16 protein-coding genes are annotated in these 22051 nt (G+C 39.8%); 15 read left to right on the top strand and 1 reads right to left on the bottom strand.

The genetic code is table 11. From position 1 onward, the window contains the following. The first annotated feature begins 3 nt into the window (after positions 1-3). The 6 genes from H5159_RS10700 (at position 4) to H5159_RS10675 (ending at position 7867) form a co-directional block, all read left to right on the top strand. Positions 4-1305 (top strand): TolC family outer membrane protein, encoded by a 1302-nt coding sequence (locus H5159_RS10700; protein ID WP_182715575.1) that lies wholly within the window; start codon positions 4-6, stop codon positions 1303-1305. A 1-nt stretch (position 1306) separates the two neighbouring features. Next, positions 1307-1885, top strand: a complete 579-nt coding sequence (locus tag H5159_RS10695) for an OmpA family protein (RefSeq protein ID WP_182737249.1) — start codon at positions 1307-1309, stop codon at positions 1883-1885. A 128-nt stretch (positions 1886-2013) separates the two neighbouring features. Then, on the top strand, positions 2014-2598 hold the full coding sequence (locus tag H5159_RS10690) for a YqaA family protein (RefSeq protein ID WP_169061197.1): 585 nt from the start codon (positions 2014-2016) through the stop codon (positions 2596-2598). Positions 2599-2667: 69 nt separating this feature from the next. Beyond that, positions 2668-3570, top strand: coding sequence for a GGDEF domain-containing protein (locus H5159_RS10685; RefSeq protein ID WP_310735984.1), 903 nt, complete (start codon positions 2668-2670; stop codon positions 3568-3570). Between the two features lie 163 nt (positions 3571-3733). Then, the gene (locus H5159_RS10680) at positions 3734-5095 is read left to right on the top strand and encodes a hypothetical protein (RefSeq protein WP_182752134.1); all 1362 of its coding nucleotides are present in this window, start codon (positions 3734-3736) and stop codon (positions 5093-5095) included. A 126-nt stretch (positions 5096-5221) separates the two neighbouring features. Continuing rightward, on the top strand, positions 5222-7867 hold the full coding sequence (locus H5159_RS10675) for a DUF2339 domain-containing protein (protein WP_182780264.1): 2646 nt from the start codon (positions 5222-5224) through the stop codon (positions 7865-7867). 117 nt (positions 7868-7984) lie between these two features. On the opposite strand, the gene H5159_RS10670 is transcribed toward H5159_RS10675, so the two are convergent. Next, positions 7985-11425, bottom strand: coding sequence for a PAS-domain containing protein (locus tag H5159_RS10670; protein WP_182696468.1), 3441 nt, complete (start codon positions 11423-11425; stop codon positions 7985-7987). 413 nt (positions 11426-11838) lie between these two features. Between H5159_RS10670 and H5159_RS10665 the strand changes: the two genes are divergently transcribed. The 9 genes from H5159_RS10665 to fba all read left to right on the top strand — a co-directional run bounded on the left by H5159_RS10665 (position 11839) and on the right by fba (position 21754). Next, on the top strand, positions 11839-12102 hold the full coding sequence (locus tag H5159_RS10665; RefSeq protein ID WP_002961535.1) for a DUF4212 domain-containing protein: 264 nt from the start codon (positions 11839-11841) through the stop codon (positions 12100-12102). 10 nt (positions 12103-12112) lie between these two features. Next, positions 12113-13837 (top strand): sodium:solute symporter family protein, encoded by a 1725-nt coding sequence (locus H5159_RS10660; RefSeq protein WP_182725136.1) that lies wholly within the window; start codon positions 12113-12115, stop codon positions 13835-13837. A gap of 123 nt (positions 13838-13960) precedes the next feature. Next, positions 13961-15799 (top strand): putative nucleotidyltransferase substrate binding domain-containing protein, encoded by a 1839-nt coding sequence (locus tag H5159_RS10655; protein WP_182780263.1) that lies wholly within the window; start codon positions 13961-13963, stop codon positions 15797-15799. Between the two features lie 15 nt (positions 15800-15814). Beyond that, the gene (locus H5159_RS10650) at positions 15815-16438 is read left to right on the top strand and encodes a 3'-5' exonuclease (RefSeq protein ID WP_182780262.1); all 624 of its coding nucleotides are present in this window, start codon (positions 15815-15817) and stop codon (positions 16436-16438) included. Between the two features lie 138 nt (positions 16439-16576). Beyond that, complete coding sequence (locus H5159_RS10645; RefSeq protein WP_182692796.1) at positions 16577-17311, top strand: SIMPL domain-containing protein; 735 nt, start codon at positions 16577-16579, stop codon at positions 17309-17311. Positions 17312-17390: 79 nt separating this feature from the next. After that, positions 17391-18053 carry a peroxiredoxin-like family protein gene (locus H5159_RS10640; protein ID WP_182780261.1) on the top strand — a complete coding sequence of 221 codons (663 nt, stop codon included), beginning with the start codon at positions 17391-17393 and terminating at the stop codon, positions 18051-18053. 178 nt (positions 18054-18231) lie between these two features. Next, entirely contained in the window at positions 18232-19248 is a 1017-nt protein-coding gene (gene epd / locus H5159_RS10635; protein ID WP_002961528.1) for an erythrose-4-phosphate dehydrogenase, read from the top strand. A 64-nt stretch (positions 19249-19312) separates the two neighbouring features. Next, a complete protein-coding gene (locus H5159_RS10630; RefSeq protein WP_182196985.1) occupies positions 19313-20488 on the top strand; it encodes a phosphoglycerate kinase in 1176 nt (391 codons plus the stop codon). 201 nt (positions 20489-20689) lie between these two features. Beyond that, positions 20690-21754, top strand: a complete 1065-nt coding sequence (fba, locus tag H5159_RS10625) for a class II fructose-bisphosphate aldolase (protein ID WP_002961523.1) — start codon at positions 20690-20692, stop codon at positions 21752-21754. Positions 21755-22051 lie beyond the last annotated feature (297 nt).

Here is a 22051-nt window from a genome sequence, read left to right as displayed (position 1 = left end):
TAAATGCGTAAATTAGGACTACTCTCTGTTTTAGCCTTAGCCCCAGGGTTATCGAATGCGTTAACGCTTGAGCAATCTGTAGCTGAAACATTAAACACTAATCCGAGATTAATGCAGAAATATGCGAGCTTTGAAGCAAAATACCGCGATAAACGCAGTGCGTTTAGTGAGTATTTACCACAAGTTCGTTTATATGCAGGATATGGATACGAGCGCGTAAACTATAAATCAGGCCGAGAACTTGATAGCGAATTAAATCGTAGAGAAATAGGTTTAAAAATAACACAAATGTTATTTGATGGTTTTAGAACATCATCTGAAGTTGCTAGACTAGATAACGAAGCAAAAGCTGACCAATTGGGTTTAATATCTGCTGCAGAGAATATTAGCCTTGAAGTTGTACAGGTATATTTAGACTTGCTTAAATCAGTTGAGTTAGTTGAGTTGTCAGAGCGAAATATCAACATACATAAAAAAATATTAAGTGATATTGAACAACGACGTCAACGTGGTTTATCAAGCGATGCCGATGTAGCTCAAGTACAGTCTAGACTTGCTACATCACAATCTGGTTTTTTAGCTGCTAAAAATAATCTTCAAGATATTAAAGCAAATTACTATGATTTAGTGGGTCAGTACCCTGATGATTTAATGATTCCTAAAGTGGATGAAACATATATACCAGCCACTTTAGGTGATGCTATAGCAGTCGCTAAAAAATCACATCCAGAAATTATGGCTGCTGTTTTTGATATAGAAGCTGCAAATAAACAAATAGAAAGAGAGAAAAGCGGTTATTGGCCAAAGGTTAGTTTAGAGTTTGATGTAGCTGATAACGATAATATTTCGGGCTCTCCTGGTCGTGATGATAACGGCCGAGTAATGCTTTCTATGAGTTACGATTTATACAACGGTGGCAAAACAAATGCAGATACCGAAGCGGCAAAATGGCGTTACCAAGAAGCCGTAGCAGTTAAAGACACAACTCACCGGCAAGTCGAAGAAGCGACAACCTTTGCATGGAATGCAAACATGTTTTTAGCTGAGCAAAAAGGCTTTTACGAAGAAAATGTTGGCTATGCTGAAGTTGCTCAAAAAGGGTATGAACGCCAATTTTCATTAGGTCGTCGTTCGTTATTAGATGTACTTGATTCGCAAATTGAGTTGTTTACAGCGCGTCGTAACTATATTGAATCGGCTTATGATCAACGCAAAGCAAGCTTTAGGCTTGTAAATGCAACAGGGCGTTTAGTTAGAGCTCTTAGGGTTGATAAACCTGAAGCATGGCTACTAGGAGATAGATAATATGAAAAGCATTATGTTTTTAAGTCTTGCATTATTACTGTCTGGCTGTGCTAGCGATGCAAAAAAATATGAGTATCAAGTTCAATCAAAAGATTTATTTGACCAAGACCGCGACGGTGTTATTAACGCAAGAGACAAGTGTGCTGAAACACCGATAAGAGCCAAAACAAATAATGATGGTTGCCCTAAAGAGCAAAAAATAACGACATCAAGAAACGTTGTTATTGAATTTGGTTACGATAAATCGACGCTAACGGATGATGCAGAAGCAAAAGTAGTAAGTTTTGCTAATAGTGTTGTTGATGTGCCAGGTATTACTATTTTATTAATTGGTGATACTAGCTTAGAAGGGTCATTAGAATATAACCGTAAGCTTGCTTTAAAACGAGTTGAAACAGTTAAAGCGGCTTTGTTAGCGCAAGGTGTTAAAAATATAGAAATAACTGAGCAAACATTTATTGATTCAAAAGATATTCCTAAAGTATTAGCTGGCAGAAAAACACGAGTTATAGCGTTAGTTGATGGAGAGAGTTCTGTTGAACTAGAAAAGCAATTTGATTTATATAATGCCGGTTTCTAAATAATTATACAAATACAGTTTAAAAAGCCCGTTTTATACGGGCTTTTTTATTGCTTAAGTTTATATTAACGTGGATGTGCCAAAATAAACTAACCACTTTATTTTTGGCACTATAAAAGGAAAATTATATGGCAATTCAAAAAAAGCTAAAAGAAAAAACACGTAATTTTATTGATTCTAAGCATATGCTTAGCGGTATTACAGTGGCGTCGTTTTTAGAGTCAACCATAGTGCCTATTCCACTTGAGGCTGTATTAGTACCGCTAATGCAAGCTCGTAGAGAGAAGCTATGGCTTATCGCCTTAATGGCGACTTTAGGTTGCATAGTGGGTGCATTGTTTGGTTATGCATTGGGTTATTATTTATTTGATGCGGTTGGTGATTGGATTATTAATACGTTTTCGAGCCCTGAGCAATTTGAAAACGTTAAGCAGCAAATGCAAGATCAAGGTTTTTGGTTTGTTATAACGCTTGGCATTGTGCCAATTCCGTTTCAAATAGCGATGCTTGCAGCAGGCGCGACTAAGTATTCTATTTGGCTATTTTTATTGGCTTCGGGTATCGCGCGTTCTATTCGTTACTTTGGCTTGGCTATTATTGTTTATTATGCAGGTAATGAAGCTGAGCGAATCATTAGTAAACATAAAACTAAAGCGATGATTGGTATTACTATTTTAGTGTTGGGGTTATGGGGGTTAAGCACCTTAATTTAAGGTCTGATTTATATGGTGTGTTATAGTTTTTAACGATTAATTAAAACGTAAATATAAGAATTCCTTATGATTAAATTTGAAACCGTAAGTTTAAAGTTAACTCGCTTTGTGTACATTACGCGGTTAAATAAGCTGCTTATGCTTGCGTTACTTTCTTTTATTGTGGTTTTTACTATTTATAACTTAGTGGCTTTTTCGCACTTAGATATTAAAAATAGCATGTATGGATTTACGAGCGACCTAATAAACTTAATTGTTATTGTTACCGTATTTTGGGTTGTTCAGTGTTCTAAGTTGGCAAAAAAAGCGTATGTATATGTCACGATTGGCTTGCTGCTATGGATAGTGGGTATGACAACTGATTTACTCAATGAGGTAGTTGTACAGCCAGGGTGGATTGATATTTATTTAAACGATTTATGTAAAACGCTGGGTATGGTGATCACTGCCTATGGGTTATTTAAAACAATGTTATTTATGCAAAAGATGCACAACAGATTAGCGCAAGAATTTGTTATTGACGAATTAACAAAGGTATATAACAGACGTTGCTTTTATCAAAATGTTAAAAATGCAGTTACTAATCCGTACACTATTTTAATTATTGATATTGACCACTTTAAATCCATAAATGACAATTTTGGCCATGATATGGGAGATCAAGTACTCAAAGAGTTTGCAGGGAAAGTAAATGCTCTATTTGAAAGCGAAAATATCTTTGCTCGTATAGGCGGAGAAGAGTTTGCGGGTTATTTTCCATCAAGTAACATTGATGATGTCGCTAAATTTTCTCAGGCTGTTTTAGAGCTTGTTCATACTATTAAAGTTAAGGATGATCGCTTTTTAACTGTGAGTATAGGTATTGCTAAGCGGATTAGCGACGAAGCACTTGATAGTGTAATGAAACGCGCTGACCAAGCTTTATATTTAGCTAAAAAAAATGGTCGAGATCATTTTGAAATTGCCCCGTAAGCGTTTTAATTATATAAAAACACGTCCTTATTGTTTGCACATTTACTACACTTTTTAACGTTTTCGTAAGTAAGTGTCAGTGAGGGTAATGCTTTGTAAATCATGAAATTAAAATAGAATGTTTGGGTCATAATGGAGATATTAATAATAAGGAATAACCTTAATGACCAACTCCCTTTTAAAAGCTGCATTACCCTTAAGTCTAATTACTATTTTGTCGGGCTGCGGCTCTGATGATAGCTCAAGCTCTACAGGTTACATCCAATTGTATAACGGCTCTTATAATAGTCCATACACACGTTTGTTTGTTGAAGAAACAGAGCGATCAGGCGCTGATTTTGCTGATGTAACTACTCGCCATAACTACAGCACAGACACTTATGATGTAAGTTTTGAGTACCTAGATGCTAACGACAGCTATATAACAATTAGCGATCAAGAAATTTCTATTAAGGGTGACAAAACACAGTTAGTAGTAATGAGTGGTAACTTTGATGAGCCTACATTTACAGAGCTTAGCGTACCTATCTCAAGCGATACGGGTGAGTTTAACTTAGGGTTTTACAATATTGCAGGTGAGGATACTAACTACGATATTTACTTAGCAACTGATGATGGCGTATTTGAAAGCGCGACACTTTTCTCATCAGCTCAATATTTAAGTGAGTTAGATCTGCAAAGCGTTGATGAAGGTTATTACACTATTTACATAACAGAAGCGGGCAGCAGTGATGTTGTGTACGAGTCGTCATCTGTTTATTTATACGATGAAGCAAGTTATGTAGCAATGATCCGCCCAAGTTATGCAACAGAAGAAGGCGGCATTACGCTTGATGTAGTAACCGATAATAACTACGTTACTGAGCTTAAACACCAATCTGCTCTGGGGCAATTACGTTTTATAAATACCGTTGATGACTACTCGCCAGTAAGCTTTTCTGCTACACGCGGTACAACTGTAAACACAACAAATACAGTCGCTAGTGACTCTTATACCGATTATGTTGAACTTTCGCCTAATAGTTACAGCGTAGCGATGTACGACGAAGAAGGTACAAAACTAGCTGATAACTTTTTAATGACGCTAGAGCGCGAGCAAAGTGCGGTGGGTATTTTTTATAACGACGCAGATAACGGTTTACGTATGATGAGCGTTGAAGAAAATCTAACACCAAGCAGTTACAGCCATACGGTATCGGTTGTAAACCTAATTGAAAGCTACGCAGGGCAGTCGGTTTCAGATGTAGATGTGTACTTTACACTTAACGGCGAAACGGTAGACGACACTAGTAACGTAGTCGATGGCCTAGATAAGTATGACCAAGAAGAGCAGGTTGTAGATAACGAAATTTACACGGTTTATGTTGTTTACGAAGACAACGGCCAGCAAATTGTGCTTATTCAACAAAGCGATATGGACTTTACACAAGAGGGTAACTACATATTGATTTTAGAGCATGATGAAACAACAAGCTCTGGTTATAAGATGACCCTAGAGCGCACTATTACCGATAGTGTTGAATAAACCTAAACATATTAAGTAGCATAAAGCCTAAGCACTTTAAGTACTTAGGCTTTTTTATTGAACAAAATTTACCTACTCATTAATAATTAGGTACACTCAGGGCATAATAATTAATAAGAGTGTGCCATGGATGATTTAGTTGGGTTAGCCGTCATAGTAATACTGGTTGTGGTTGCCGGTGCTATTTGCGGCTTAATAGCGCTAGTGCAGTTAAATGCATTAAAACAAGAAGTTGCTGTTTTAAGGGCCAAAATAACACATCTACAAACACATAAATCGATATCGCAAAGTGAACCTCAAAGTGAAGCATCTACGGCTCAGGCAGCGATTTCAATAACAGAGCCAATTGCTCATAAAGCACAGCCAAGCTTAACGTCCCAAAACGCGTCGCCACCTGTAATAAATCAGCTATCAGCACCTCCTAAAAAAGCCAAACCAGCTGAAGCATCAGCCATAGAATTACTATTTAATAAATTGCGCGCAGGGTTTGAAGAGAACTGGATGACCTGGATAGGCGCAATAGCGCTTGCGTTTGGGGGCATCTTTTTAGCTAAATACAGCCTAGAAGCGGGATTATTATCGCCTGTAATGAGGTTGAGTTTAGGCGGCTTATTTGGGCTTGGCCTAATTGCAGCCGCAGCTTATTTACACCATAAACGCATTGTATTTGAAGGCTTTAATAATTACATACCCGCAGCGCTTGCAAGCGGCGGGTTTATTACCTGTTTTGCTTTAACGCTTTTAGCTTACAGCAGTTACGATATGCTGAGCCCTACCGTGGCATTTTTTGCGTTAGCTATTATAGCAATTAGTGCAAGCGCGATGGCGCTTAAGTTAGGCCCGCTATTGGCCGTGCTTGGTATTATTGGCGCTTACAGCGTACCAATATGGGTTAGCACTGGCAGTGGTAACTTATTTGCGCTGTTAATGTATATTGGCTTTGTAAGTTTGTCGGCTGCGTTAGTTGCACATAAAGTACAACGTATTTGGCTATGGTATTTACTATGGGTTGGGCACATTGGCTGGTATTTAGTTGGTTTTACGCTACTTAAAGCTAATACCGTTTGGTTAATGGGGGCATTTGCTTTACTTAGTATTGTAGGGTTAATTGCTATACCGCGCTTAGGTCTAAAACTAAATGTTATTGAACATCGCCCGCACAGTTTAAAACGCTTAATTAAAGTGCTTCCAGATCATGCATTACTACTCGCTTTTATTGCGCCCTTAATATTTACTATGTTGATCAGTCACTTTGATATGCAGTGGCAAGCAATCGGCGTGTTAAGTATTGTATTGGTGTTGTTTTTAGTCCTTAAAAATAGCCGTTGGGATATTTGGCAGGGCGTAGCGTTAGTTATTTCAACGCTATTAGTATTAGGCGCTGAGCGCACGCATCTTTCGCCAAATCTATATGATGACGCCCTCTTTGTATTCAAAAATGAGTATGGTTTGGGTTTATTACTCGGGTTGTTACTTACCGCTTTTGGGCTCTATTACGGTAAAAAACAGATTAAGCGTTTAGCGTTTCATATTACGGGGGCATTTAGTGCATTTGTAATGATAGCTACTTTATATACGCTTATTCCTAATTCTGCGTTAAGTACTGCATATCCACTTTGGGCCGTTGCATTGTTTGTAGTGGCGGCTATTTTAATAAAGCTCGCGCAGCATAATACAACGCTATTTCAGCGTTTTACTTATTGGGTAGGGGCTAATGCCAATATTACGTTAGCAGTTACCATGCTATTAAGTGACAGCGGCCTAACCATTGCACTGGCTGTACAAGTATTACTTATAAGCGTACTTATAAAACGCTATAACGTGCCTATGCCGCATTGGCCTATAAAAGCCTTAGTTGCTGCGTTATTACTGCGCTTAACGCTTGCGCCTTGGACACCAAGCTACGATGCGTTAACGGTATTTGGTTTGCATTGGAGTATTGTGGTTTATCCGTTATGTATCGCGTTATTTTTTGCCGCAGCTAAGTGCTTTGACTCATCAAAACTTAAAATATGGCTCGAAGGTGCAGCCCTTCATTGTTTAGCGCTTTTTATTACTACCGAAACAAGTTATCAGCTAGTAGGGCATTATCCGCAATTTGATTCACTTAACTTTTACGAACAAATACTCCTTACCTGTAACTGGCTTGCATTAGGGTGTGTGTATTTACACAGAGCAAAACTTGCCGGTACTTTAGCTAAGTTATATAAAGTGGCGGGTTTTGCACTTGCGGGGTTAGCAGGGCTTTTTGCTATTAAAACACTACTTGACGATAACCCATTATTTGAATCACTTTACATAGGTGAGCTGCCAATATTTAACTGGTTATTACTATTGTGGTTAGTTCCTGCAGGATTAACGCTTTGGCTGGCCAAGCTTGTAAAACCAATAAATGCTAAAGCTACGCCATTTATATTGGCCGTTGCGGGTGGCTTTATATTATTGGCAATAAACAGCTTTATTCGTCAGTACTGGCAAGGTCCTTACATTTACTTATCCAAAGGGGCGAGCAATGCAGAGCTTTATAGTTACTCTGTTATTTGGTTAGTATTGGGTGCGGGTACTGTTATTTTTGGTCATTTAAAAAATCAATTATTAATACAAAAAATAGGCCTAGGCATACTAGCTGCAGTTATTGTTAAAGTGTTTTTAATTGATATGGCTAACTTGGAGGGCTTACTTAAAGCGCTTTCGTTTATTGGATTAGGGCTTTCGTTGGTGGGGTTAAGTTGGTTGTTCCAAAAGCTTAGAAGCCGAGTAAATCCAGTTTAATTTTATGAACACTTTATAAAGCAAAGCCCAGTGAAGATACTGGGCTTTTTGTTTTACGCTATTACTTGATAGCTTTTAACTAGAACACTTTTAACTAGAACACTTTTAACTAGATCACTATGTACTGTGATTAAGCAGTGCCTTTAGTTTGCCCGGTTTAATTGGCTTACTTAAATAATGAATATTAGCGGCTTTGGTTTCTTGCTTAAGCTCGGTGTCGCGCACGGCGGTAATTAAAATAGCAGGGACTTGGCTTTGCCAAATTTCGCGCAGGGTTTTAATTAGCGTTATCCCATCGCAGTCATTGCCTAATTGGTAGTCCATTAAAATAACATCGGGTGCACCGTTTTCTTTAGCATGCGCCAGTACATTATCTACGTTATCAAAAAGGGTGTAATTAGCTTGCCACTTTTTAAGTAAGCTTGCCATTGCTGCTAAATTTTCAGGGTCGTCGTCTACGGCAACAATATTAATTGCTGCACGGTTTTCTATTAGGCTGTTTGTAGTACTTTTTTGTTGTACAAACTGCTCGTCACCATAAGGTACCTCAATGCTAAAGCGGCTACCTTTATTTGGCTCAGAATGCACATCAAGCGGCAAACTTAATAAGTCAGCCATACGTTTTACAACACCTAAGCCTAAGCCTACGCCTTTGTTATCGCCCGACTCCACACGGTAAAAGTCGTTAAATATTTTGGCTTGCTCTACTTCGCTAATACCGGGGCCTGTATCCCATACTTCTATTCGTAAATTGTGCTTTCGGTTCCTGCAGGCAATTAATACACGGCCATTGTCGGTGTATTTAACTGCATTAGAGACCAAGTTTTGAATAATTCGGCGCAAATAGGTTATATCGCTGTGCACAATTTGTTGGTTTGAACGCACACTAAGCTTAAGGCCTTTATCACTTGATAAAATAGCGTATTCACTTTGTAGTGGCGCTAAAATATCTTCAATATAAAAGTGGCGAGGGGTAGGGGTCATAGCGCCTTGCTCAAGCTTAGCTATTTCAAGCAATGCCGACATTAAATGCACGGTTGAATCGAGACTGTCGCCTAGTTTTTCAAAGCTGTTTTGGTTAGTGCTGTCGAGCTGTTTTTCGTCAATAGCGGCAAGGTATAAACGTGCTGCATTTAACGGCTGTAAAATGTCGTGGCTCGCCAGTGCTAAAAAGCGCGTTTTACTGTCGTTGGCTTGCTCTGCTTCTCGTTTAGCTAAAGTAAGTGCTTGCTCAGTTTGTACACGGCTATCTATTTGAGCTTGTAAGTCTTTATTGATAGTTTGCACTTCTTGAGTACGTGCTTCTATGCGGTTTTCAAGATCCATGTTTACTTCTTCAAGCGCATTTTGCGTACTTATGTGGTTTGTAATATCTGAAAAGCTGGTAACAAATCCGCCATCGGGCAGCGGATTACCAATCATTTCGTATACTTGGCCATTACGACGGTGGCGAATAAAATGATGCGAGCTGCCATATTTTAAATGCTGTACACGTTTTTCTACTTGGCGTTCTATTTCACCAGGGCCACATTCACCACGGTTAGCGTTGTATCTAATAATGTCTTCTATGGGTTGGCCTACTTCTAAAAAGCCTTCAGGGTAGCCAAACATTTCATTGTAGCGTTTGTTCCATGCAACGAGTTTTAAATCTTTATCAACAACTGAAATACCGTGGCTTAAATTTTCGAGTGAGGTAAATAACAGATTTTGATTAAATTGCAACGCTTGTGTGGTTTCGTCAAAAAAGTTTACAACTTCTTCAAACGCCATACGTTTACCCGACGATACCGTATGTATTAATGCTTGCGCTGACGATGCACCAAGCACGCCTGTTAACGCGCGTTCGCAGTAGGCTATAAATTCAGGCTCTGGGTGTGCGTTGTTATCACTTAAATGATGGGCGAGTGCGTAATGGGCCAGTACTTGTTGGCTGCGCTGAATACCTAGAAATGTTTGCAGTAGTATTTTAAAGTCGTAAACGGTGGCTTTTACGTCTTTATTTAAGCGCCTTGATAAAATAGCCTGATCTTTAGGGTTAACAAAAGCAGCGGCCTGAATTTTATCAATTAAGCGCTCCTCAGCCCCAAGTGAAAAACTAATATAACAACCAATATTGGCAAACAAAGCTATCAAGGTTCCACGCGTTATAAGCGTTTGTTGCAGCTCGCTATCAAGGGTTGTGCCGGCATCGAGTATTGGCAGCATTAAAAATAGTATCCAGCAAATAAAGCCTGCTACCAAACCCGCATACACCCCATAAGCATGACCTTTTCGCCAATATAAACCACCCACAATAGAGGGTAGCAATTGGGTAACAAGTGAAAATGCGACCAAGCCCATACTGGCCAGTGCGCTACTATGGCCAAACCATTGCTGATAGAAATAGGCCAAAATTAATATGCCTGCAATAGCAAAGCGCCTTACAAGTAATATACGAGACTTATAACTGCTGGTAATTAAGTTACGTTTAAACTTTCTACGCAGCATTAACGGCAATACCACATCGTTTGAAATCATCGTGCTTAATGTAAGCGTTGCTACCACTATCATTGCGGTGGCGGCAGATAGCCCACCTATAAATACAAAAGTGGTTAAGAATGCATTGTCGTTAATTAGCGGTAGGGCAAGTACAAAGCTGTCGGGTGAATAACCGCTGCCAATTTCAGGATGAATGGCCGCAGTCGCAATAGGTAAAATCATTGCGGCTGTTAGTAGTAAATACAGCGGAAAAGCCCAGCGAGCGGTAAGTAAGTGGCGTTTGTTTTGGTTGTCGACCACGGTTACATGAAACTGGCGAGGCAAACATATAATAGCCGCTGCAGCCATTAAAGACTGGCCAATAAAGTTAAAGCTAAAAAAGTTAAAATCGCTCCAGTGACCCCAAATAGACTCAGTTACTTTGTTCGTGGTGGCTTCGGGTAAATTAAAAAGTGTAAATACTGCAAGCCCCGCAACGGCAATAAGAGCAATAAGTTTGATCATAGATTCAAATGCAACAGCAAGCATTAAGCCAGAGCGATATTCAGTTACATCAACTTTGCGAGTACCAAAAAATATAGCAAATAAAGCCATAATTAGTGTGGCAGAAAGCGCGAGCATATCGCCGGATATTTTATTACTGTTTTGCAAAAGTAAAAAGCTTGTACTAAGCGCTTTTAATTGCAGTGCAATGTAGGGAATGGTTGCCAGTAATGCGATTACAGTAACCATTATTGCTGTAGTTTGACGTTTGCCGTAACGAGCTGAAATAAAGTCAGCAATAGTCGTTATATTTTGTTTTTTACTTACCAGTACCAGCTTACGTAAAAATCCTTGGCCGAATAAAAACAGCAACGCAGGGCCTAATAATATTGGCAAGTAACTCCAACTGCTGGTGGCGGCTGTTCCTACCGAACCGTAATAAGTCCAAGAGGTACAGTAAATCCCGAGTGAGAGTGAATACACAAATGGGTGATGGCTAATACGCTTTGCTAAAGGGGTTGTTTTATCGCCCCAATTGGCAAGCCAAAACAGCACACCTATATAACTTAAAGCAACAATAATGAGTACGGCAGTCATGTTGTTATTAAACCTTATTATTTTAAATAATCCCTCATCCGTATGAGGGATTAACACAATACCAGAACTGAGGTTAAGTGTGAGGGTTGAATTTAAAATAAAACTTTTATTTTATTTATATCTTACTGAATATTAACAGTAAAAATAAAACGCCCTTGAGCATTAGACTAATGTCGCATTAATGACCAACTTATCAATTTAATCATAAAGCCAGCTTACAAAAAAGCCTAAGTAATTGAAATAATATAAAAATATATAAAACACGCTTGAATGATAAATACAGTTTACGTAAACGTTAACAAGCTGTTACGACTATGGTCTCAATTCAATATGTAACCAGCGTTGCTAAATTGGTAAGCGAAGATAAAAAACCACTCATCGCGATATTGCGGTGCTTAAAGGGGAAAACAAAAATGGCTTTTAAAGATGAAGAACAAGCAAAAGCTTATTGGGCAGAAAACATTTCGCTGTTATTTAAACTGTTAGCAGTGTGGTTTGTCGTGTCTTTTGGCTTTGGCATATTACTGGTTGATGTACTTAATGAAGTACGTTTTTTTGGGTTTAAACTTGGCTTCTGGTTCGCCCAGCAAGGCGCGATTTATACCTTTGTTGCTTTGATTTTTGTGTACGTTTTCAAAATGAATACGTTAGATAAAAAATACGGCGTAGACGAATAGGAGCTAAGCAATGGATGTTCAAACACTCACGTTTTTAATTGTTGGTTTAAGCTTTGCGCTTTATATCGGCATAGCAATATGGGCCCGAGCGGGTTCAACCAAAGAGTTTTATGTAGCGGGCGGCGGCGTACCTCCTCTTGCTAATGGTATGGCAACAGCTGCCGATTGGATGAGCGCCGCGTCGTTTATTTCAATGGCGGGTATTATTTCGTTTGCAGGTTACGATGGCAGTGTTTACTTAATGGGGTGGACAGGTGGTTATGTACTATTAGCCATGTGTTTAGCGCCTTACTTACGTAAATTCGGCAAGTTTACTGTGCCAGACTTTATTGGCGACCGTTACTATTCACGTACCGCGCGTTTAGTTGCTATTTTTTGTGCCATATTCATTTGTTTCACTTATATAGCAGGGCAAATGCGTGGCGTAGGCGTGGTATTTTCACGCTTTTTAGAAGTAGAAATTGAAACCGGTGTTTACATTGGTATGGTGATTGTATTCTTTTATGCGGTACTTGGCGGCATGAAAGGCATTACCTACACACAAGTAGCGCAGTATTGTGTACTTGTATTTGCCTACCTTGTACCAGCCATTTTTATCTCGATGATGATGACGGGTCACTTCTTCCCACAAACCGGTTTTGGTGCCACACTAATTGGCAGCGACGGCGTATACGTACTTGATAAATTAGATGGCTTAAGCGCTGAACTTGGTTTTGCGCAATATACCGAAGGCTCTAAGAGCATGATTGACGTATTTGCTATTACTGGTGCGTTAATGGTAGGTACTGCTGGTTTACCACATGTAATTGTACGCTTTTTCACTGTACCTCGCGTAAAAGACACACGTATTTCTGCTGCATGGACTCTTGTGTTCATCGCGATTGTTTATACTACAGCACCTGCGGTTGCAGCCTTTGCTCGCGTAAACATGGTTGATACTATTAATGGTAAAGACGGTAGCGGTACAGCTTACGCAGAAGCACCAGGATGGATTAAAAACTGGGAACGCACAGGTTTAATTACATTTGATGATAAAAACGGCGATGGCAAAATGTTCTACACGGCGGGTAAAATCACCGATCCGAACAGTGCTAACGAAGTAAATGTAGACCGCGACATTATGGTATTAGCAAATCCAGAAATTGCTAATTTACCAGCATGGGTAATCGCACTTGTAGCTGCCGGTGGTATTGCCGCTGCACTGTCTACAACAGCAGGTTTACTACTGGTTATTTCGACCTCCGTTTCGCACGATTTACTCAAGCGAACCCTCAAGCCCGATATTACCGACAAGCAAGAGTTACTTGCAGCGAGGTTGGCAGCCATGATCGCTATTGTTATCTCCGCATACTTTGGTATTAACCCGCCTGGATTTGTGGCATCGGTAGTGGCATTTGCATTCGGCTTGGCGGCAGCGAGTTTCTTCCCAGCAATTATTATGGGTATATTCTCTAAAACAATGAACCGAGAGGGCGCAATTGCAGGCATGGTAACGGGTATTGGCTTTACCGCTGCGTATATCATCTTCTTCAAGTTTGTAAGCCCTGAGCTTAATAATCCTGAACATTGGTTTTTAGGTATTTCGCCTGAAGGTATTGGCTTAATTGGTATGATTATTAACTTTGTAGTAGCTGCAGTTGTTCTTAAATTTACTCAAGCTACACCTATTGAAATTCAAGAAATGGTAGAAGGTATTCGTAACCCTAAAGGGTCAGCTGAAGCGCACGATCACTAGGCAACATTTATAGATATAGTAAAAAAATATAAAGCACCCAAAGCCCGACTTTAGTCGGGCTTTTTATTTGTTTAATAAATAAGTACATTAGATTGGTACATCACCATTTAAAGAGCGAATACAATGAGTGTAGAACAACAAGAAATAGCCCAATACGTTTGTTTGCAAGCGCCTTTTACTATGCTTGATAGCAGCGCATGCGAATACTTTGTAAATCATCTTGATATTATTTACCTTACCCGCGAAAACCAAACTCAGTGGTTACAAAGTGAAAACCCTAAACTATTTTTAATTCGCTCTGGTTTGTACGACCTCGTTGATGGCAAGGGCGATGTTGTTACGCGCTTAGCGCAAGGTGACTATTTTGGTTTTCCGTCGCTATTAACCGGTGAGGCAATTCAAAATAGGTTAGAAGTACAAAAAGAGGGGATAGTGTATATGCTCTCTCAAACGCACTTTGATTTTTTACGCAGAGAATATAAATCGTTTGAGCAATACTTTGTACGCGCTCATGCTAACCGGTTGTTGTCATCGCATTATAAAAGTAAAAACGATAGCTGGTCGGAACGTAAAATATCAGAGCTGATGACGCGCACAGCAATTACGCTTACGCCCGATGCAAGTATTAGGCAAAGCGCTAAAAAAATGAAAGAGCATGGCGTATCGTCAATAATGATAACGCAGCACGCGCACTTAGTAGGGGTTGTGACCGACCGCGATTTACGCAACCGAGTACTTGCCGACGAGGTAGATCCACAAGACGCAGTAAGCAGTATTATGACCGCAAAACCTAAGTTTATATTTGAAAATAACCGGGTGTTTTCGGCGCTGCACTTAATGCTTAAATACAATATTCACCATTTGCCCGTGCTTGACGAAAACCATAACCCGATAGGGATGATAACCAGCACCGATTTACTGCGCCAACAAAAAAGTGACCCCGTACAGCTTATTGGGCGCATATATAAAGCGCACACTGTTACTGATTTAAAACGCTACGCTAAAGAAATTCCCGAACTTTTGCGTAGTTTTTCGTACAACATTGACGACATATCGCTAATTGGTAAATTACTCAGTGGTTTAACCGATGCGCTTACATCGCGCCTGATTCACTTATTTCAAGAAGAGCATGGCGCAGCGCCAACCAGCTTTAGTTTTATTTGCTTTGGTTCGCAAGCACGCGAAGAACAAACCCTGCATTCAGATCAAGATAACGGCTTATTACTCCCTAACGACTTAACCACCGAGCAACACGCTTACTTTAAAAGTATGGGGGAGTTTGTATGTGAGAATTTAGTTGAGTGCGGCATTAGGCGTTGCCCAGGTAATATTATGGCAAGCAGTGATGAGTGCCGTATGAGCGTAAACGACTGGAGCGAGCGCTTTTTTAAATGTATAAAAAGCCCCACACCCAATGCAATGCTTAACTGTAAGATATTTTTTGACCTGCGATTTATTGAAGGTTCAAACGCTTTATACACAGCTTTTTGCGAGCAACTAATTCGTATATCGCGTAACGACTTATTCTATGCCGCAATGGCAACCGACATAAGCAGCAACAGCGTGCCAATTGGTTTATTTAATAAATTTAAAACAGAAAGAACAGATCAAAATAATAAATACATAGATTTAAAAAAACGCGGTGTTGTAATTATAAATGACATAGTGCGGTTATACGCTTTAAAAGCGGGTATTAGGCGCGCCAACACGCAAGAGCGGTTGGACGCACTACTAAAACATAAACTGATCAGCAAAGAAGATATATACAACCTAAAAGACTGCTGGCGGTTCTTAACGCAGCTTCGTTTGAGTACACAAATAAACGAAGAGGGCTTACCGAGTAATTGCATTAACCCTAATAAATTAAACTCACTAGAGCGCCATCAACTAAAAGAAGCGTTTTACCTTGTTAAACAAGCGCAGCAAGCCGCCGCGTTTAAGTTTGCTCGCGGCAGTTTATAATGATGGATTACTAACATGGTAAAAAAGCTGCTCACTCGGTATTTAAAGCGCCGTAAATTACTAGGCAAAAATGCCTTACAACAACGTTACTTAGTGATTGATTTAGAGCTCACTGGGCTTGATGCAAAACAGCACGAAATTGTATCGGTAGCGTGGGTGATAATAGATAACCAATGTATAAAAATGAGCGAGTCGCAGCACCTTATAAATAAAAACGTAAAAAGCCTTGAGCAAAGCCCTGTTTTTCATGGGATTAGCGACGATGCTATAACAAAAGGACAGAGCTTGTGCAGTATATTAACGCAACTAAGCAGCCACTTTAGTGATTGTATTCTAGTGTTTCATAATGCCATGCTCGATTGGGGGTTTTTAAAAATAGCGCTTAAAAATGCCAATATAACTATACGTCCTAAACTCATAATCGACACACTGCATATTGAGCAAAAGCGCTTACTCCATCATTCAACTGAAATAAAACAAGATGATTTAACCCTTAATGAATGCCGCACACGTTATGAGTTACCAAGCTATCATTGCCATCATGCACTGACCGATGCACAAGCCACCGCAGAGTTACTGCTAGCGCAGTGCCATCAAATAAGCCGTGGCAAAGAGTTAAAAGTAGGCGAATTGATGTAGGTTGGCTGTAGGCGGGGCTTTATGCCGCGCGAGATAAACTCCCGCCAACAATAAAGAGTAGTTTACTTTTATTGTTATCCGTATAACTATAGGTACAGTTACGTAATCATTATCTAACTAATCACTTCAAGGACGATCATGAAACTCATCACTGCCATTTTCTTAACCTTATTCCCACTCATCACTTTTGCTAATTCAAGTTTGCCTGCTAATCGCCATATTGCAGTGCAGGGTACTGCAGAGGTATTAGCAAAGCCCGATATGGCTAAGATTTCTTTTGAAGTAATAAGCTTTAAAGACAAATCACTTGATGCAAAACGTGATGTTGATGACCGAGTAAATTTGTTACTTAAAGGTTTAAGCAAGTATGGTGTTAAGGAGACTGATGTTTCTGCTACAAGCCTGTTAACTCATAATGATGACGATATGTTTAATGTCGAGAGCGGTACAGCAATTAATGCAGGATATGTAGCAACAAGAACACTTAAAGTAACATTAAGAAATATTGAAAAAGTGAATGATTTTATCGATTTTGCACTAAGTGTAAAAATTAATGAACTGACGAATATTGAGCTTATGTCTTCAAAAGCCTCGCAGTTAGAAGCTGAAGCAACACAAGGCGCAATAGATAACGCTATAGTTAAAGGGGGTAAGCTTGCCAAAGCATTTGGCGCAGAGATTGGAAAAATTTACAGTATTAATTCAAATTCTAACCGTTCAAGTTATGGTTATGGCGTAGATGATTTTGAGAGAATAGTTGTGACCGGCTCTAAAGTTACTAGAAATCCATTCGAGCAAGGCAGGTATTTACAAGAAACTATTACATTTAAATCATCAATAAACGTGGTGTTTGATTTAGAGGTAAATGATTAAGTTAAAATTTTCATTTCAAATACATTTTCATAATGTAAGCTGGCTTTAAGTTTTTGATTAATTTGAAGGTAGCCATATTATGAGCGATGAAAGCAACATGTTAAAAGCACAAACTGAGGCAAAAGTAGCAGCAGGGCGCAAAGGTAATCCTGATTTTATGAAAGGTGTTGATGAAACGATTGCACAAGCAAAAGCGTTTCAACAAGGTGCTAATGCACTTGATTTAAACCAAATTGCACCAAGTTTTGAGTTACCAAATCAACATGGTCAATCGGTGCAGTTAACTGAGTTACTTGCTAAAGGGCCTGTGGTTGTTACTTTTTATCGTGGTAGTTGGTGTCCGTACTGTAATTTACAACTGAAAGCACTGCAGTCACGTTTACCTGAAATTCATGCTTTAGGTGCGCAGCTGGTGGCTATTAGCCCGCAAGTACCCGATGGCTCAATGAGCGAAAGCGATATAAGTAACATGGATTTTTTAGTGCTGAGTGATCAAAATGCCGATGTAGCAGCAAGCTACGGCGTAGCATGGCAAGTGCCCACATTTTTACTCGAGCATATGCGAGTAGACCGAGGCCTAGATTTAGAGTCGGTTAACAATGGCAATAGTAGTGTTTTACCGATCCCTGCCACCTTTGTTTTAGATAAACAAGGTAAAGTGACTTGGCGTTATGTTGATGTTGATTATCGTACTCGTTCTGAGCCAGAAGATATAATTAACGCTTTGAAAAATTTAGTATAAAAAACTTAATTTTAAAAGTCAGACCCATCAAAGAGCTTGCAATGCGTAAGCTCTTTAACCTTAATTTAAAGTTTCTAATGCTTCCCTCTTATAATCAGATGCAAGGTCGATTACAATACAGACATCTAAAAGGCGTATTGCCTTTATCTGCACGCTAAAAGAGTGGATTTTATATTTCATGGCAATCAAACTTGCAATTAATGGTTTTGGTCGTATTGGTCGAAATATTGTCCGCGCGTTATACGAGTCTGGTTTGAGCGACGATATAAAAATTGTTGCGATTAACGAACTTGCTGATCCTGAAGCTATTGCTCATTTATTAAAATACGACACATCCCACGGTCGTTTTTCTTTTCCTGTAAAACTTGGTGAAGACACCATTAGTGTTGCAGGCGATACCATTGCACTTTTTTGTGAAGAAAACCCAATTGAATTACCTTGGCAAACGCTCGATGTAGACGTTGTACTTGAATGTACGGGTGTTTACCACTCGCGTGAACATGCGCAGTTACATATTACCGCAGGTGCTAAAAAGGTGTTGTTTTCGCATCCGGCCGATAACGATGTTGATGCTACGATTGTGTATGGCATTAACGACGATGAGCTTAAAAGCGAGCACACAATTGTTTCTAACGGATCGTGTACAACTAACTGTGTTGTGCCGGTTATTAAAGTATTAGATGATGCATTTGGTATTGAGTCGGGCGCTATTACAACGATTCATGCGTCGATGAACGATCAACAAGTGATTGATGGTTATCATCATGATTTACGCCGTACTCGCGCTGCAAGCCAATCAATTATTCCAGTTGATACAAAGCTCGCTCGTGGTATAGACCGTATTTTACCTAAATTTAAAGGCCGTTTTGAAGCCATCGCCGTACGTGTACCTACTATAAATGTCACGGCAATGGATTTAAGTGTAACGGTTAATACCGATGTAGATTTAAATGCAGTAAATAATGCACTTAAAGCACAAGCAAAAGACCGCTTAGAAGGTATTTTAAGTTATACCGAAGAGCCGCTTGTATCGGTTGATTTTAATCACGACCCACATTCTTGTATTATTGATGGCACACAAACACGTGTTAGTCACAAACGACTGATAAAGTTATTAGTATGGTGTGATAACGAATGGGGTTTTGCTAATCGTATGCTCGACACAGCGCGTGCTATGATGGCAGTGAATAAGTAATTTATTAATATAATAATTTTAAACGTATTTTTCAGGTTCAGTATCGTTAACTAAGGAGATGTTCATGTCGGTCATAAAAATGGCAGATTTAGATTTAAACGGCAAACGCGTATTAATTCGTGAAGATTTAAATGTACCAGTTAAAGCAGGTAAAGTGACGTCAGATGCGCGTATTCGTGCAGCACTACCTACTATTAAACTAGCCCTTGAGAAAGGCGCTAAAGTAATGGTTATGTCACACCTTGGCCGTCCTACGGAAGGGGAATACGATGAAGCGTTTTCGCTTGCACCTGTAGCTAATTACTTAAACGATGCCCTAGAGCAAACTGTACGTTTAGAAAAAGATTACCTAAACGGTGTTGATATTGCTGATAACGAAGTGGTTGTTTTTGAAAATGTACGCTTTAACAAAGGCGAGAAGAAAAACGACGAAGCGTTATCTAAGCAACTAGCTGCACTGTGTGATGTATATGTAATGGATGCATTTGGTACGGCTCACCGTGCACAAGCATCTACCCATGGCGTTGGCTTATTTGCCGATGTTGCATGTGCAGGTCCGCTGTTATCGGCTGAGCTCGAAGCGTTAGGCAAAGCACTTGATAATCCAGCTCGTCCATTAGTGGCGATTGTTGGTGGTTCTAAAGTATCTACTAAGCTTACCGTTTTAGATTCACTTTCTAAAATTGTTGACCAATTAGTTACTGGTGGCGGTATTGCAAATACCTTTATTGCTGCATCAGGTAGCCCAGTTGGTAAATCGCTTTACGAACCTGATTTAATGGAAGAAGCGAACCGTTTATGTGCAGCAGCAATTGCTAATAATGGTGAAATTCCGGTACCGACTGACGTAGTTGTTGGTAATGAGTTTTCTGAATCTGCTGTAGCTACACTTAAAGATGTAAGCGAAGTAACAAGCAATGATATGATTTTTGATATTGGCCCTGATACAGCGAGCAAGCTTGCAAAAATTATTGCAAATGCAGGCACTGTTGTATGGAATGGTCCAGTTGGCGTGTTCGAGTTTGACCAGTTTGGTAATGGTACTCGTGCTATTGCACAAGCAATTGCTAACTCAAATGCGTTTTCAATTGCGGGTGGTGGTGATACCTTAGCCGCAATCGATAAATACGGCATTGCCGATAAAGTATCTTATATTTCTACTGGTGGTGGTGCGTTCTTAGAGTTTTTAGAAGGCAAAAAACTTCCAGCAGTTGAAATGCTAGAGTCGCGCGCTAAGTAATTTTAGTGGCGTAAGGTGAGGGGGTAATAGCCCTCACCGACAATTAATTACTAAATACCTCTCACCCTAATTTAGTCGTTAATTTAGACGGAATATTACTGCAAAGCAGTGGTTTTTCGTGGCGTTGTTATAACGCCAAACTAACACATCCGTTCAAACTAGATGGTAGGGAACTACTGTCGATAAATTGGAGAATACCCAATGGCTTTAATCAGTATGCGACAACTTTTAGATCATGCAGCAGAGCATGGTTACGGCGTACCTGCTTTTAATGTTAACAATCAAGAGCAAATGCGCGCAATAATGGAAGCGGCTGACAAAACAAACAGCCCAGTAATCGTTCAGGGATCAGCTGGTGCACGTGCTTATGCTGGTGCTCCATTTATTCGTCATATGATTTTAGCAGCCGTTGAAGAATGGCCACATATCCCAGTTGTAATGCATCAAGATCACGGCACATCGCCAGGTGTGTGTCAGCGTTCAATTCAGCTTGGTTTTTCATCAGTAATGATGGATGGCTCGTTAATGAGCGACGGAAAAACCCCTTCAAGCTACGAATACAATGTAGAAGTAACGCGCGAAACTGTTGCGATGGCGCATGCCTGTGGCGTATCGGTTGAAGGCGAGCTAGGTGTACTTGGTTCACTTGAAACAGGTGAAGCTGGCGAAGAAGATGGCGTTGGCGCAGAAGGGTTATTAACAACTGATCAAATGCTAACAGACCCTGAAGAAGCGGCTGATTTTGTAAATAAAACACACGTTGATGCACTTGCAATTGCTTGCGGTACTTCACACGGTGCTTATAAATTTACTCGCCCACCAACAGATGACATTTTAGCGATTGATCGCATTAAAGCGATTCATGCCCGTATTCCTAACACGCACTTAGTGATGCATGGCTCATCTTCAGTTCCTCAAGAATGGTTAGAAATTATTAATCAGTACGGTGGCGAAATTCCAGAAACTTATGGTGTGCCAGTTGAGCAGATTGTTGAAGGCATTAAGTTTGGTGTTCGCAAGGTAAATATTGATACCGATTTACGTTTAGCATCTACCGGTGCAATTCGCCGTCATATGGCGCTTAACCCATCTAACTTTGATCCACGTAAATACCTAGCTGAAGCTACAAAAGCAATGACAGAGATTTGCGTTGCACGCTATAACTCGTTTGGTACTTCTGGTCAGGCTAGTAAAATTAAGCCAATTTCACTTGATGAAATGCACCTTAAATACTTAAGCGGCGAACTAGACCCTAAAATTAGATAATAGATCAATTTATAATTGATCATTATTAGGGCCTGTTTATCTTTCGAGGTTGAATTTGCAGCAGTATGTTTGGTATTTAGGCAAGGCAGAGCCTATGCAGTGTGGTTATTCCCCATAAATAGGCGATAACGTGGAATAAATGCCAAACATGCGCTGCCCGAAGGGTTCTGCTTAGGGGCAATTTACTCTTTGTTGCCTACATGGATGTAGGTAAGGGGCGTGAGCAGGACGCGGAAGCTTTGCTCGGTTTTTACTTAGCCCGCTAGGTTACAAACCTCACGCCGCGATTAAATCGCC

This window comes from Pseudoalteromonas sp. SG43-1, from assembly GCF_014164415.1.
In the GTDB taxonomy this organism is placed as follows: domain Bacteria; phylum Pseudomonadota; class Gammaproteobacteria; order Enterobacterales; family Alteromonadaceae; genus Pseudoalteromonas; species Pseudoalteromonas distincta.
Note: the sequence above shows the minus strand (reverse complement) of the source record. Positions and strands in the feature narration are given on the sequence as shown.

Coding starts and splice junctions, on each gene's coding strand:
- H5159_RS10640 (WP_182780261.1), top strand. CDS start 17,391: ATGAGCGATGAAAGCAACATGTTAAAAGCACAAACTGAGGCAAAAGTA.
- H5159_RS10660 (WP_182725136.1), top strand. CDS start 12,113: ATGGATGTTCAAACACTCACGTTTTTAATTGTTGGTTTAAGCTTTGCG.
- H5159_RS10630 (WP_182196985.1), top strand. CDS start 19,313: ATGTCGGTCATAAAAATGGCAGATTTAGATTTAAACGGCAAACGCGTA.
- H5159_RS10700 (WP_182715575.1), top strand. CDS start 4: ATGCGTAAATTAGGACTACTCTCTGTTTTAGCCTTAGCCCCAGGGTTA.
- H5159_RS10670 (WP_182696468.1), bottom strand. CDS start 11,425: ATGACTGCCGTACTCATTATTGTTGCTTTAAGTTATATAGGTGTGCTG.
- H5159_RS10695 (WP_182737249.1), top strand. CDS start 1,307: ATGAAAAGCATTATGTTTTTAAGTCTTGCATTATTACTGTCTGGCTGT.
- epd (WP_002961528.1), top strand. CDS start 18,232: ATGGCAATCAAACTTGCAATTAATGGTTTTGGTCGTATTGGTCGAAAT.
- H5159_RS10645 (WP_182692796.1), top strand. CDS start 16,577: ATGAAACTCATCACTGCCATTTTCTTAACCTTATTCCCACTCATCACT.
- H5159_RS10665 (WP_002961535.1), top strand. CDS start 11,839: ATGGCTTTTAAAGATGAAGAACAAGCAAAAGCTTATTGGGCAGAAAAC.
- H5159_RS10675 (WP_182780264.1), top strand. CDS start 5,222: ATGGATGATTTAGTTGGGTTAGCCGTCATAGTAATACTGGTTGTGGTT.
- fba (WP_002961523.1), top strand. CDS start 20,690: ATGGCTTTAATCAGTATGCGACAACTTTTAGATCATGCAGCAGAGCAT.
- H5159_RS10680 (WP_182752134.1), top strand. CDS start 3,734: ATGACCAACTCCCTTTTAAAAGCTGCATTACCCTTAAGTCTAATTACT.
- H5159_RS10690 (WP_169061197.1), top strand. CDS start 2,014: ATGGCAATTCAAAAAAAGCTAAAAGAAAAAACACGTAATTTTATTGAT.
- H5159_RS10655 (WP_182780263.1), top strand. CDS start 13,961: ATGAGTGTAGAACAACAAGAAATAGCCCAATACGTTTGTTTGCAAGCG.
- H5159_RS10650 (WP_182780262.1), top strand. CDS start 15,815: ATGGTAAAAAAGCTGCTCACTCGGTATTTAAAGCGCCGTAAATTACTA.